At 72.3% G+C, this 13,553-nt stretch carries 9 protein-coding genes; 4 read left to right on the top strand and 5 right to left on the bottom strand.

The window, feature by feature from the left end:
* The first annotated feature begins 10 nt into the window (after positions 1-10).
* Positions 11-385 (top strand): DUF192 domain-containing protein, encoded by a 375-nt coding sequence (locus tag AC07FA_RS13460; RefSeq protein ID WP_479075348.1) that lies wholly within the window; start codon positions 11-13, stop codon positions 383-385.
* Between the two features lie 68 nt (positions 386-453).
* Here the strand turns inward: AC07FA_RS13460 and AC07FA_RS13455 are convergent, their stop codons facing one another.
* From AC07FA_RS13455 to AC07FA_RS13445, 3 genes are all read right to left on the bottom strand, one after another.
* A complete protein-coding gene (locus AC07FA_RS13455) occupies positions 454-1,137 on the bottom strand; it encodes a hypothetical protein (RefSeq protein ID WP_479075346.1) in 684 nt (227 codons plus the stop codon).
* 60 nt (positions 1,138-1,197) lie between these two features.
* Positions 1,198-2,433 (bottom strand): mannosyltransferase family protein, encoded by a 1,236-nt coding sequence (locus AC07FA_RS13450; RefSeq protein ID WP_479075345.1) that lies wholly within the window; start codon positions 2,431-2,433, stop codon positions 1,198-1,200.
* 171 nt (positions 2,434-2,604) lie between these two features.
* Entirely contained in the window at positions 2,605-3,450 is an 846-nt protein-coding gene (locus AC07FA_RS13445) for an NAD(P)H-binding protein (protein ID WP_479075343.1), read from the bottom strand.
* A 241-nt stretch (positions 3,451-3,691) separates the two neighbouring features.
* On the opposite strand from AC07FA_RS13445, the gene AC07FA_RS13440 reads away from it, so the two are divergent.
* Together AC07FA_RS13440 and AC07FA_RS13435 are read left to right on the top strand one after the other, a co-directional pair.
* Entirely contained in the window at positions 3,692-4,156 is a 465-nt protein-coding gene (locus tag AC07FA_RS13440) for an SRPBCC family protein (protein ID WP_479075342.1), read from the top strand.
* 278 nt (positions 4,157-4,434) lie between these two features.
* A complete protein-coding gene (locus AC07FA_RS13435; RefSeq protein ID WP_479075340.1) occupies positions 4,435-6,021 on the top strand; it encodes an ABC transporter substrate-binding protein in 1,587 nt (528 codons plus the stop codon).
* Between the two features lie 18 nt (positions 6,022-6,039).
* Here AC07FA_RS13435 and AC07FA_RS13430 read toward each other — a convergent pair whose 3' ends face one another.
* Positions 6,040-6,666 (bottom strand): hypothetical protein, encoded by a 627-nt coding sequence (locus tag AC07FA_RS13430; protein WP_479075339.1) that lies wholly within the window; start codon positions 6,664-6,666, stop codon positions 6,040-6,042.
* On the bottom strand, positions 6,666-9,326 hold the full coding sequence (locus AC07FA_RS13425; RefSeq protein WP_479075338.1) for a hypothetical protein: 2,661 nt from the start codon (positions 9,324-9,326) through the stop codon (positions 6,666-6,668). Before AC07FA_RS13425 ends, AC07FA_RS13430 begins: the two co-directional genes overlap by 1 nt.
* 412 nt (positions 9,327-9,738) lie before the next feature.
* On the opposite strand from AC07FA_RS13425, the gene AC07FA_RS13420 reads away from it, so the two are divergent.
* Complete coding sequence (locus AC07FA_RS13420; RefSeq protein WP_479075336.1) at positions 9,739-13,548, top strand: S8 family serine peptidase; 3,810 nt, start codon at positions 9,739-9,741, stop codon at positions 13,546-13,548.
* Positions 13,549-13,553: the final 5 nt, after the last annotated feature.

The following is a 13,553-nucleotide window of genomic DNA, read 5'->3' as shown; positions in this document are numbered from 1 at the left end:
GTCGGTGCCCATGGGGAAATGGCGCAACGGCAGCGGAACGCTCACGGTCGCGACGGACGAGGAGACCCGGGAGGTGCCGCTGCGGATCGCGGCCTCCTACGGGGCGCGGACGCGTGGCCTGCTCGGTCAGGAGGGCGTCGACGGCGCGCTGTTGATCACGCCGTGCGCGAGCGTGCACACGTTCCGGATGCGGTTCACGATCGATGTCGCGTACCTGGACCGGCACTTCAACGTCCTCGCGGTCCGCACGATGAAGCCCGGCCGCCTCGGTCTGCCCCGGCTGCGCGCCCGGCACGTCGTGGAGTCCGAGGCCGGGGCGATGGCCGAGTGGGGGATGCGGCCGGGCACGCGCGTACGGATAGCGGCGCAGGCGACCGTCCGCTAGTGCCGTGACCGGAAGGGCCCACCGGGACGTCGGGCCACCCCACCAGCGGGGCCCGGGGCGGGCCCGGGTCACTGCTTCGGCTTCACCTTCACCGGCGTGAACGGGCCCGTCCCGGCGACTCCGAACATCTCGATGTCGGTCTTCGTGCCCGCCGCCGTGGCCTCCAGGGCGAGCGCGCCTCCCTCGACCCGCAGGTCGAGGAAGAACCGTGTGGCCGCACCGGCCTGCTCAAGGCTGTGAATGCGCTCGTCGATGTAGCCGAGGCCGTTGAGGATCTCCCTGACCTGGGCGGGCGTGGGGTCCTCGACGTTCCAGAGCGCGTGGGCGATGCGCTCGACGTGGAGATGGCCGGCGCACCAGTCGGCGGCGTTCAGCTCCAGCCCCGGCTGCGGCGAGGGGTCGACGGGCACTTGGCGGGTGCCGTCGGGCGCGGTCTCCTCGATCGGCAGCGGCTCCACCGGAGCGGTCGGCGGCCCGTCCTGCGCGGTCGCCTGCTGGCCGGAGCATGGCTGCGCCACCGTCTTCAGCATCTCCTTGAACGCCACCTGCGCATCGGAGCTGGGCACAGCGGTGGCGGGCGGGGCGCCGACGGCGTCGGCGGACGTGTTCCGCGAGCCACCGGCATCTGCCTTCTCGGTGCCGCAGGCGGCAAGGGTCAGCACGGCGAGGGCTGTTACCGCGAGTGCGAGCCGCGGGCCGCGTGCGCGGCGTGTGCGGGCAGCTGTGCTGTCCGAGGCAGGAGTTCGTGTCATGTGCACAGCCTCCGATCAGGCCGCCCGTCGCACATGAGTACGCGCACTCAGACAGGACACTCAGGGCGGGCCCGACCCGAGCAGGGTCCAGGACCCGTACGCGGCGGAGGCCAGAGCGAGCGCGGCGACGACCCCGGCGGTGCGGACCGTCGTCCGCAGCCGCAGCAGCGCCACCGAGGCCGGCAGGAGGAGCGGGAACGCGGGCATCATCAGACGCGGCCTGGACCCGAAGTAGCCGGAGCCGATCAGCGAGACGACGACGATCGCGATGCCGTAGACCAGTACGGGGAGCGGCTGCCGCTGCCGTACACACAGGTACACCAGCCACCCCAGCAGCCCCAGCGCCGCGCACAGCCCGAGCGCGGCGGGCAGCGGCAGATCCAGGATGAACACGGCCAGGGCACGCCCGCCGTCGATGCTGTTGCCCCACTGCGCCTGGACCTCGAAGTACGCGAAGGGGCTGTCCTGGCGTACGGCGACGAACACGACGTACGCCAGCCAGCCCAGCGGTGCGACGACGACCCCGAGCAGCATGCGGGCGTGCCGCCGCAGCAGGCCTTCCCGGCCGCCCGCCCGGTACTCCTTCACCAGGGTGACCGCCGCGGTGATCGCCAGGGCGGCGACGAGCGCGGCGGCCGAGGGACGCGTCAGCCCCGCCAGTACGCACAGGGCACCCGCCACGATCCAGCGCCCGGTGAGCACCGCGTACAGGGCCCAGGCCGCCAGGGCGGTGAAGAGGGTCTCGGTGTACGCCATCGACTGCACGAACGCCGTCGGGTAGACGCCCCACAGCGCCGCCAGCACCACCCCCGTCCGGCGGTCGTACAGCCGCGCGCCGACGGCGAAGATGCCCCAGGCGGCGAGCAGCCCGGCGAGCCAGGCGACGAGCAGCCCCGCGCCGCCGACGGTGAGCGGGGTCATGCCGGCGATGCCGCGTTCCAGGGCCGGCAGGAGGGGGAAGAAGGCCAGGTCGGAATGGACGCTGCCGTCGGCAAGCGTGACGGAGTAGCGGTATCCGTGCTCGGCGATCCGCTGGTACCAGACGGAGTCCCAGCGCCCGCTGAGCAGATGGAGGGCGTCCTTCCCCGCGAGGGAGGCCCAGCCCCAGAAGACGAGGAGCCCGATGACCCGGACGGCCGCGTAGACCGCCAGTGCGGGGGCGGCCGCGGTGAGCGCGGCGGCGGCGCGGTGCCGGAGGCCGCGGCGGCGGGGTGGCGCCGGTGCGGGTGTCCGGGACGGGGCCTCCGCCGCTCGGGCGAAGCCGAGAGCTCGGGGAAGGGGCTGGTTGTCGGGCATGCGGCCGATTATGACCACATGGGTCACCTTGCTCCCCATCGCGGTGCGCGGGTGGGGACGTCCGGCCCGGCGCCATGGGGGAGCGCCGGGGCGGGCTCTGTTCCCCTACGGCGCCGACGCTAACGGTCACAGGCCCCACCGTCTTGGGCCCCAGGGCCCAACCACCACGGCCTACCGGAAGGCGGCGATGTGGCGCCCGGCCCAGTCCGCGAAGGTGTGGGGCGGGCGGCCGAGGATCTGTTCGACGGCGGGGCTGATGCGCAGCTCGGCCCCGTTGGGTTCACCGAGGATCGTCAGGGTGGTCTCGACGACGGGCTCGGGCATGAACGCGAGCATGTGCTCGCGGGCCTCGTCCCGGGTCAGTTCGATGAACCGGACCGGCTCGCCCAGTGCCTCGCCGAGCGCCTCGGCCTGCTCGCGCGGCGTCGTGAGGGCGGGCCCCGTCAGCTCGTGGACCTGCCCGGCGTGGCCGTCCTCGCGCAGGGCCGCGGCGGCGACCTCGGCGATGTCGGCCGGGTCGACGAGCGGCAGGCCGATACCGGCGAACGGCGCGGCGACGGTCCGCCGCGCCCGGACCGACTCGGCCCAGGCGAACGCGTTGGAGGCGAAACCGCCGGCCCGCAGGACCGTCCAGTCCATCCCCGAGTTCCGGACGGCCTGGTCCAGGGCCAGACCCGTACCGCCGTGCGACTCCGAATCCGCCCGGCTCGCCACGCCGATGGAGGAGAGGAGCACGATCCGCCGCACTCCCCCGGCCTTCGCGGCGTCGAGGACGGCCTGCGGATCCAGCAGGTGCGCACCGGCTCCGGTGTCGTGGAAGAACAGCGCGTCGGCGCCTTCGAAGACGGGTCGCAGACTCTCGGGCCGGGCCAGATCCGCCCGGATGGCCCGGACCCCCTCCGGGACGTCGGCGGCCGTGATGCCGCGGGAGACCGCCGTCACCTCTTCACCGGCTGCCGCGAGTGACCGCACCAGCGGGCGGCCGACGTTCCCAGTTGCTCCCGTTACTACGATCATGTGTAACTCCCGTTGTGGTGACTTGAGTTGGGCCCGCCAGCAGGGGCGGAAACGTCGCTCCGGGCCGGACCGGCCCGCCGCGACCCGCTGAAGCTAACACCGGCGGGATAGTAGGTACCTAGAGGAAAGTAGCTATGCCCGGCGGGCCGGCGCGCGGCCCGCTGCGGCGGCCTGGGGTGCCGTGCACCATGGATCTCGCGGGCCCCCGCTCGCGCACCGCACGCATCACAGGAGGCGCCCCATGAGTGATCCGAACGTCGTCGTCGAGCGACGGATCGCCGCGCCCGCCGGGAAGGTCTGGGAGGCGCTCACCGATCTCCGGGGCATGCCGTCCGTGCTCAGCGGTGTGGAAGCGGTCGAGATCCTCACACCGGGGCCGTTCACCGTGGGCACCCGCTGGATCGAGACCCGCCGGATGTTCGGCAAGCGGGCCACCGAGGAAATGCGCATCACGGTGTGCGAGCCGCCCTCCCGCTACGTGGCCGAGGCGGATTCGCACGGCGCGCATTACGTCTCGGAGTTCGCCCTCTCCGACGGCGGGCCGGGTGTCACGACCGTACGCATGACGTTCTCCGCCACGCCGCCCGGCGGATTCGCCGGCCTCGTCTCGAAGCTCCTCGGCGGCCTCGGCGCCAAGGCGGTGGCCAAGGCCGTGGCGAAGGATCTCGACGACGTCGCCGCCGCCGTGGAGCGGTCCGCACGCTGAACCCGCGCCGCCGCCGACCGGCCGAGGCCCTCCCCTGGCAGGCCATCGGCCTCCTCCGCAATGCGAACCTTCACGGACACACCTACGCGTACAGGTATATGCCACTGCGTACCGCTCCAGGTACGGGGGCAGCCCGAGCCGCCCTCACCCCGCCCCTATGCTCGTCGGACGGATGTTCGCCTCCCCGGCCCGGCTTCATGAAGCCTCCCCATGGCCGGAGGGGCCGGCGGCCGTGCGGGAGCCCTCGCACCGGCCCACTGAAAACACGAGGCAGTTCTGTGAACGTACGCAAGCGGTGGACAAGCACTTCCCTAGGGGCCGGTCTCGCGGTGGCTCTGCTGAGCGGTTGCGGCCTCGAGACCGGAGGAAGCGCCGCCGGTTCCGACGACTCCATCGTTGTGGGCATGTCGGACGACGTTCTGGCCTCGGATCCGGCCTCGGGCTACGACCCGGGATCCTGGCTGCTGTTCAACAACGTCTACCAGTCCCTGCTCAGCTTTCCCCGAGGGGGCTCGACACCGCAGCCGGAAGCGGCCAAGTCCTGCGCGTTCGAGAACGGCAACACGACCTACCGGTGCACGCTCCGCGACGGTCTGACCTTCAGCAACGGCGACAGCCTCACGTCCAAGGACGTCAAGTACTCCTTCGACCGGGCGATCAGGATCAACGACCCCGCCGGGCCCGCGCCGCTGCTCTCCACGATCGCGGAGATCACCGCTCCCGACGCCCGGACGGTCGTCTTCCGGCTCTCGGTTCCGGACGCCACCTTCCCCAGCAAGATCGCCTCGGGCGCCGGCTCCATCGTGGACCACCGCTCGTACCCGGCGAACAGTCTGCGCGAGGACGGCAAGGCCATCGGCTCGGGGCCCTACCAGCTGAAGTCCCTCGACAGGGCGAAGGCCGTCTTCGCGGTCAACTCCCGCTACCGGGGCACAGCAGAGGTGAAGAACTCGGGCATCACCCTCGACTTCTTCGGCGGCGACCGGAAGAAGCTGGCGTCCGCGCTGCGGAACGGCGACGTCGATGTCGCCTACCGTGGTCTGGCCGCGCAGGACATCGCCCAGCTGGAGGACGCCCCCGCCGCGGCCGACAAGGGCATCGACGTCGTCGAGGGAACCAGCGCCGAGGTGCAGCACCTGGTCTTCAACGTGAAGGACCCGGTGCTCGGAAAGCTCCCCGTGCGCAGGGCCATCGCCTACCTGGTGGACCGTGACGCCCTCGTCAGCGAGGTCTACCACTCCACGGCCACCCCGCTGTACTCGATCGTCCCGGCAGGCATCACGGCCCACAACACCGCGTTCTTCGACAGGTACGGCGGGAGCCCGCAGCCGGACAAGGCCGAGCAGGCGCTGCGTACCGCGGGCATCACCGACAAGGTGCGGCTCACGCTGTGGTCCACGCCGAGCCGCTACGGCCCCTCCACCGACAACGCGCTCCACGCGATCGCCGAGCAGCTCAACAAGAGCGGACTGTTCGACACGAAGGTCACGTCGCTGCCCTTCGAGGAGTACGAGAAGCGGATCGCGGCCGGCCGGCTCGGCGTCTACGTGAAGGGCTGGGTCCCGGACTACCCCGACCCGGACAACTTCACCCAGCCGTTCTTCGGCACGGACAACGTCCTGCAGAACGGCTACGTGAACAACGACATCACCGGCCGGATCATCCCCGCCACCGCCGCCCTGGCCGAACGGGGCGCCACCGAGAAGGCCTTCGACGAGCTCCAGGAGGACGTGGCCGAGGACCTGCCGATCCTGCCTCTGTGGCAGGGCAAGCAGTACGCGGTGGCCTACGGCGACATCTCCGGCCTCCAGTGGACCCTGGACGCCTCGACCGTCTTCCGCTTCTGGGAGATCAGCAAGTTCTAGGCGCTCTGCCCGGACAGCTCAGGCGAACGGCTGCGCCGCCAGTTCACGGATCTCGCCCGGCAGCGTCTCGTCCGCGGCCAGTCGGGCCAGCGCCTCGCGGCTCCGCGGGACCTCGGCGGTGTGGCGGAGTGCCCATACGGCCCGCTCGGCGGCCATGCCCCGCTGTGCGTACCGTTCGGCGAGGTCCATGGCCCACGGAGTGATCGCGGCGGTGTCGTCGACCATGAGTCCGCACCAGTGCAGGACCTGTTCGGCGATCCAGGCGCAGATCCGGACGGTCCACCGCTCGGTGAAGTCCGTCGTGTCGAAACCCCGGCGCGCGCACTCCGCCTCGGCCTCGGCCATCCGTTCCCGCGTCACACAGCGGGCGTACGGCATGCGCTCCCGCAGCACACGCCTGGTCTCCGTCCATTCGGGCCAGGAGGCGTCCGGGCCGAGGAGCTTCGGATTCACCTCGGGAGGCGGCTCGGGCACGGCGAGGGGAGCCGGGGGCAGGCAGGCTTCGAGCACGGCCCGCGCGCGGGCGAGGTTCTCCCTGCTCTCCGCCGTCTCCGGCGGCCAGACGAAACCGAGGTCCCAGGAGTACGGCAGGGCGCGCACGGCCTCGGGCAGCAGGGGCTCCTGTCCGGCGTGTTCCGTGGTCATCACGACACTCCCAGGTATTCCATCGCGCTCTTGGGATCATTCATCTTGCCGGAGTCACGGGCGGCCTGCTTCTCGGCGTCGGTCCTGGAGTTCCACGCGGTGTCCAGGTCCCTCAGCTGCTGGGGGGTGACGTCCTGACCGGCGATCCGAACGCCGAGCCCGTTGTCCGCGAGGGTCTGCGCGGGGGTGCCGGGCGGGGGCGTACCGGTCTTCTTGTCCTTCTGGAAACCGTTGAAGATCTTGTCCCAGTCCTTCGAGGTCTCGATCTCGTAGCGGGCCGCCCGCGGCGGCGTCGCTCCGCCCTCCTGGGCCCAGTCCGCGAGCCGCTTGGCCTGGGCGGGGAGAGAGGCCTGCGTGGTCGCGTTGGCGGTGTTCTTGACCTCCACGACGTGGACCTTGCCGTCCTTGCCCTTGTAGGCGACGTCGACGTCGTCGATGGCGCTGACGTCGACCGGTCGGCCGTCCCCGAAGTCCACCGACTTGCGGCCCTTCTGCGCGCCGACACTCGCGAACACCTTCGTGCCCTCGGCGGCGTCGAGGTCGGCCGCCCGCTTGGCCGCCCGGACCTCGGCCATGGCTTCGGCCAGCTGATGACGGTCGTTGGCCTTGAGGACGGTGCCGCCCAGGGAGCCTCGGCTCCCGGTGTCGATACGTTTGTCGTTGAGCGTGTCGGTGAGATCGTCCAGCGCGGAGGCCAGTTCGTCCTTGCCGAATTCGCCCCGGCTCGGATCGGGGTCGTCCTTGGCCTTCGCGACCAGTTTGTCGACCGCGCCCTCGTTGAGGCTGTACCGCTCGGACTTGGGCGTCTTCTGCTTGTCGGCGGCGTCCCGGATGGTCTGCTTGGCCCGCTCCGCCGCGTCGGAGAGTTCGACCCCGTCAGCGGCCCGGTCGGCGTCGTCCGCCTCCTTCTGGGCTTCGCGCGCGTTGTCCGCCTCCTCGCCCTCGCACCTGCCCGGGCCTGCCGCGAGGACGGCCACGGGAGATCCGGCCTGTCCAGCGGCCAGGATTCCCGTACCGGAGCCGGGCACACCGCCGGGCGCCCCGGGCCGGACGGCTCCCCCGCCTTCGTACGGTACGAGGACGGCGGCGCCCAGCGCGATGCTGCAGCTGCCGTGCTCCTCCGCCTTCTCCACCGCGTCATCGGCGTGTTCCCGCGCTTCGTCCGCAGCCTTACGGGCTCCCTCGGCGTCGCCGAGACCGGCCGCCTTACGGGCCCGGCCCGCGGCGTCCTTGGCCTTGCCCGACACCTCTGCGACGGCCTGGGCGAGCTTGCCCAGCTTGCCGAGTTTGCTGGCCTTTCCGACGACCTTGGCCACGTCGTAGCCGGGGATGAAGAGCGAACCGACGTTCCAGACGACAGTGGTAACGGCCTGGGTCTCCTCGCCCCGGTCCCAGGTCTCGCGGACCTCCTCCCCGACGAACATGTCGTCCAGGACCTTGACGCCCGTGTTCACCGAGGCGCCGCCCCAGTCGGTCACCGCGTCGAAGTAGTCACCGTCGGCCCACTTGTCGCCGGCGTCCTTGGAGTCCGCGCTCCACTGGTCGCCGAGCGACGTGCCGTAGTCACCGATGCCGGTGACGGTGTCGATGGGATGCACGACGGTGTCCCAGAGGTCGGTGACATCACCCCAGACACCGTCGACGACCAGTCCCTCGCCGACCTGCCCGAGCTGATCGAGGGTGCACCCGAGGAAGCCGGAGCACTCGTCCTTCTTCTCCCCGTCGTCCGTGCCCTTGTCGTCGGCGGAATCGTCTCCGTCGGCGACGACCGGCTCGAAGGGGTCGGTGGGATCGCCGGCCTCGTCGGACGCGTCGGCGTCGTCGGGCCCGCCGGTCGTGCCGCCGCTGTCGCCACCGCCGCTGTCGCCACCCGTGGCCTCGCCGGTCGTGCCTCCCGTCTCGCCCCCCGTAGCACCACTCGTGCCGGTGCCGCCCCCGGTCTCACCCGCGGTGCCGGTGCCACCCCCCGTATCGACACCGGCGACGCCCCCCGTCGTACCGCCGGTGGAGGTGGAGCCGTCCGTCGTCGGGCCGGTCCGGCCCTCTGTCCCGCTGCCCGCCTCGGCCGTCCCGTCACCGGTGGCACCCCCGCCGGGGCACGCCGAGCCGGTGACGGAACAGATGGCCGACCTGAAGCCATCGGCGATCTGCCCGCCCACTCCGGTCAGGGTGATCGCCAGCACGATCGCCGCGACGAGAGTGACCAGACCCACGTACTCCACCGCCGACTGCCCGCGGTCCCGCCGCCACTTGATCATGTGGGGCAGCGAGAAGGGAGGACGCGGGTTCCGCCGCTCCCCCGCGAGCCGGAACCACCGCCTGCTCTCCCCCCGGCACAGGAACACGAGAATCACGAGCGGCAGAAAGAGCTGCGTGAACCCCTGCACCGATCCGTCACGGACGTTGGACAGGCCCCCGAGGACCAGCCACGCCTGTACGACGACGAGCCCCCACCACACCCCGGTCCCGCCGGTCCAGGCGCGCCGCGCCAGCACCCAGCCGACCGTCCCCGGCGCCGCCGCGTACACGAGGAGTCCCAGCAGCGTGCCGTTCACCGCGTCCAGCGAGGCGGCGGTGAGGAACAGCCCGACGCCGCCGAGCACCGTCGCCCCGAACAGCACGTACACCAACTGGCGCGCCACCATGAGCGGCTGTGGCATGGGGCGGCGGGAAGCGTCACCGGGCCGCCCCGATGATCCGGACCATGGCAAACCACCAGAGACAGACATGTCTGTACCTCAACCCCCGGAACGGAAACGGCCGTTCATGGTGGCGCGCGGCGCCCCACCCCGGCTGTCAACCGTACGGAGCGCGGACGCGCGCGCCATGGGCCCCAGGACCCAAACACGGGCCCCAATCCCGCCGTGGCGCACGTCGACGAGGGCGCGGGGGTGCCGAGGCGTCGGGGTGACCGAGGCGTCGGGGTGCCGGGGCGCCGGCCCAACGCGCCGTGTCGTAGAGCCGACATGTCGCAATCGCGGCACCCGCAACAGGTGACACACGGACCTCGGAAGCCGGAGTCTTGATCCGAACCGCGTGCTCCACCCCCGCACCTTCTCGAAGAGGCCCCCGATGCACCCACGGCTCCGCCCCGCCGCGCTCGTAGCGGCAGGCGCCCTCATCGGCGCCCTGGCCCCCGTCCTGACCCCCGCCTCCCATGCGGCCACCGCCCTCACCACCCCGGCGGCCGCCGCACCCCGGACCTCCACCGTCACGCTCGTGACCGGGGACCGGGTGCACCTGGAGCGCTTCCCCGACGGCCGCCAGGCCGTCTCCGTCGAACCGGGCGGGGAAGGCGCGGAGGGCACCTACGAGCAGGTGGAGATCGACGGCGACCTCTACGTGCTCCCTGGCGAGGCACTGCCGTATCTGGCCACCGGCGCGGTGGACCGCCAGCTGTTCAACATCACCGGCCTGGTGGAGCAGGGTTACGACGACGCCCGCACCACCGGCATCCCGCTGATCGCCCGCTACCGGTCCGGCACGCACCTCCACTCCGCCGACGCCGAAGCCGACGCCCCCACCGGATCGCGGGCGGGACGCGTGCTCGACAGTCTGCGAGGCCGCTCGCTGAAGGCCGACAAACGGCAGGCGCACCGCTTCTGGGAGGCAGTCGACGACGACACCGTCACCTCGACGTCCTCGAAGGCCCCACGGCTCGGTGCCGGTATCGACCGCCTCTGGCTCGACGCCAGGATCCGCACCACCCTCGACAAGAGCGTCCCTCAGATCGGCGCCCCGGAGGCCTGGAGGGCGGGCTACGACGGGACGGGCGTGACCGTCGCCGTCCTGGACACCGGCGTCGACGACGCCCACCCCGACCTCGCCGGCCGGATCGCCGGGGCCCGCAACTTCACCGACAGCCCCACCACCGGGGACGCCTTCGGTCACGGCACCCACGTCGCCTCCACCATCGCCGGCACCGGCGCCGCCTCCAAGGGCTCCCTCAAGGGCGTCGCGCCCGGCGCGAAGCTGCTGATCGGCAAGGTTCTCGGCGACAACGGCATCGGCTCCCTCTCCTCCGTACTCGACGGCATGGAGTGGGCCGCCTCCTCGGGCGCCGACGTCGTCAACATGAGCCTGGGCAGCGACACGGCGAGCGATGGTACGGACCCGCTGAGCCTCGCCCTCGACGAGCTGACCGAGACCACCGGCACGCTCTTCGTCGCCTCGGCCGGCAACAGCGGCCCCGGCGAGTACACCGTGGGCACCCCCGGCGCAGCGGACGAGGCGCTGACCGTGGGAGCGGTGGACGGCGAGGAGCGCCTCGCCGGGTTCTCCAGCCGCGGCCCGCGCGTCGACGAGGCGCAGAAGCCCGACATCACCGCGCCCGGCGTCGGTATCGTCGCCGCCCGCGCGGCGGGCACCTCGATGGGCGAGCCGGTCGACGAGGCGTACACCGCCTCCTCCGGTACGTCGATGGCCGCTCCCCACGTCGCGGGCGCCGCGGCGATCCTGGCCGCACAGCATCCCGACTGGCGGGCCCGGCAGTTGAAGGACGCCCTGATCAGCACCTCCCGCACCGCCCCGGACTACACCGTCTACGAGCAGGGCGGCGGCCGGGTCGACCTGGCACGGGCGGTGACGCAGCCCGTACACGCCACCGGCACCGTCGGCTTCGGCGAACTGACCCCCGGCTCCGGCCCGCAGAGCGCGCAGCTCACCTACACCAACACCGGCCCCGCCCCGCTCACCCTGGACCTCACCGCCGAGCTGCGCGACGAGGCCGGCCGCCCGGCACCCGCCGGAGCGGTGGGCCTGCCCGACGGCGCGAGGGTGACCGTTCCCGCCCGCGGCCAGGCCCGCGTCACCGTCACCCTCGACGCGAAGTCCCTGCCCGCCGGACGGTTCGGCGGCCGGCTCACCGCGGCGAGCGGCGACGGGAAGGCCGTCGCGCACACCGTGCTGGCGGCGGCGAAGGGAGCGCCCAGGCACAAGCTCACCCTGACCGCCGTCGACCGTGCCGGCCGTCCCGCCTGGATCACGCCCCTGGTGCTCGTCGGCCCCCACTCCCGCGACGACGTCGTCACCGCCGTGCGGCCGGGGGAAACCCTCACCGTGACGGTGCCCGAGGGCTCCTACTTCCTGCACGGTGTGATCTCCGACCGTGTGAAGAACGGCAGCGTGGAGAGCGTCGTCGTCGACCCCGAGCTGAGGGTCGACCGCGACAGGCACGTGGTCCTCGACGCCCGCAAGGCCGTCCAGGTCAGGATCGAGACCCCCAGGCCCGCCGTCCAGGAAGCCGTCGTCAGCTTCTACACCCACCGCGCCGTCGGCGGGCGCAGCATCTCCAACGGCCACATGGACTTCAGCGCGGACGCCCGCCGTCTGTACGTCACCCCGACGAAGGAAGTCACCGACGGTGTCTTCGAGTTCAACTCCCGCTGGGAACTGACCGCCCCGCAGCTGACCGCCCGCGCGCTGCGGTCAGGCCGCGCGATCGACCTCGAAGGCGGCCTGCTGGACACCTCGCCCACGGTGGACGGCCGCCGCAGCATGCGTCTGCTCGACGCGGGTTCCGGCCGCGCCGAGGACTACGCGGCGCTGCGCGCACGCGGCATGAACCCGTCCGGCGCCGCGGTGCTCGTGGACGCCTCGGAGGCCCACTACGAGGAGCAGGCCGTCGCGGCCTCGGCCGCCGGAGCGTCCACCGTCGTCCTGACCGAAGGGGAAGGCGGCGTCGCCTGGACGCACTGGACCCCCCGGGGCGAACGTCTGCCCCTCCCCGCGGTGCTGATCCGCCACGACATAGGGGAGCGGCTGCGCGGGCAACTGCGCTCCGGGGCCACCACGCTGAAGCTGCACGGCATCCCCGACAGCCCGTACCTGTACGACGTGATGCAGACGTCCCGCCAACGGGTGCCCGAGCGGGTGGTGCACCGGGTGACGGCCGCCAACACCGCGACGATCACCTCGCGCTACCACCACACGGGCGGCGTCCCGTACGCCAAGGAGCAGCGCTTCGGCTGGCGCCCCTGGATGAACACCGCGATCAACCAGTACCAGCGCCACGTGGCGACTCCGCTGACCCGCACCGAGTACGTGAGCGCCGGTGACACCCTCTGGCTCCACCGCGTCCACCACCGCCTCACCTGGGACGACAGCAGCCCCCTGGCCACCGGCATGGTCCAGCCCACGCGGACCTACCGTCCCGGCGAGCGGCTGACCGAGAGCTGGTTCGCCCCCGTCGTACGCCCCGCGATCCCCCGCGGTGTCAAGGACGGCCTGGCCTCCTACCGCGAGGAGGACCGACTGGTGGTACGCATCCCGGAGTTCGCCGACGCCACCGCGGGCCACTACAGCAGGCCCGACGACGGCGACTGGGACGACACCCCGGCCGACGAGGTGCGGGCCGCCCTCCACCGCGACGGGAAACTCCTCGCCGAGGCCGCCGCCGCCTGGGGTGACTTCCCGGTGACCGGCGCGGACGGCCGCTACCGCCTGGACCTGGACGTCACGCGCACCACGCCCGAGTGGTCGCTGTCGACCGCCACCCGCACCAGCTGGTCGTTCACGGCCCCGCGCCCGCCCTCCGGCCGGACCCCGCTGCTGCCCCTGCTGCAACTCGACTACGACATCCCCACCGACCTCACCGGCACCGCCCCGGCCACCCGCACCCGCTTCTTCGAGGTGAGGGCACGCCATCAGGACGGCCTCACGGGCCTGCGGGTGGCGGGCATGGAGGTCTCCGTCTCGTACGACGACGGCGCCCACTGGGTCCGGGCGACGACCGCCCCCCAGGGCGACGGGAGGTACCGCGTACGGACCGGCCGCCCGGCCCGCTCCCCCTCCGACGGCCATGTGTCCCTGCGCGTCCGCGCCTGGGACGACCGGGGCAACGAGGTGACACAGGAGATCCGCCGCGCGTTCGCCACGAACTGAGCGGC

The organism is Streptomyces sp. NPDC045968, from assembly GCF_056430475.1.
This window is presented reverse-complemented; position numbering and strand designations above follow the sequence as displayed.

Excerpts from the sequence above, each read along its gene's own strand:
- AC07FA_RS13460 (WP_479075348.1), top strand. The coding sequence starts at position 11 with ATGGGGAAATGGCGCAACGGCAGCGGAACGCTCACGGTCGCGACGGAC.
- AC07FA_RS13455 (WP_479075346.1), bottom strand. The coding sequence starts at position 1,137 with ATGACACGAACTCCTGCCTCGGACAGCACAGCTGCCCGCACACGCCGC.
- AC07FA_RS13450 (WP_479075345.1), bottom strand. The coding sequence starts at position 2,433 with ATGCCCGACAACCAGCCCCTTCCCCGAGCTCTCGGCTTCGCCCGAGCG.
- AC07FA_RS13445 (WP_479075343.1), bottom strand. The coding sequence starts at position 3,450 with ATGATCGTAGTAACGGGAGCAACTGGGAACGTCGGCCGCCCGCTGGTG.
- AC07FA_RS13440 (WP_479075342.1), top strand. The coding sequence starts at position 3,692 with ATGAGTGATCCGAACGTCGTCGTCGAGCGACGGATCGCCGCGCCCGCC.
- AC07FA_RS13430 (WP_479075339.1), bottom strand. The coding sequence starts at position 6,666 with ATGACCACGGAACACGCCGGACAGGAGCCCCTGCTGCCCGAGGCCGTG.
- AC07FA_RS13425 (WP_479075338.1), bottom strand. The coding sequence starts at position 9,326 with ATGCCACAGCCGCTCATGGTGGCGCGCCAGTTGGTGTACGTGCTGTTC.
- AC07FA_RS13420 (WP_479075336.1), top strand. The coding sequence starts at position 9,739 with ATGCACCCACGGCTCCGCCCCGCCGCGCTCGTAGCGGCAGGCGCCCTC.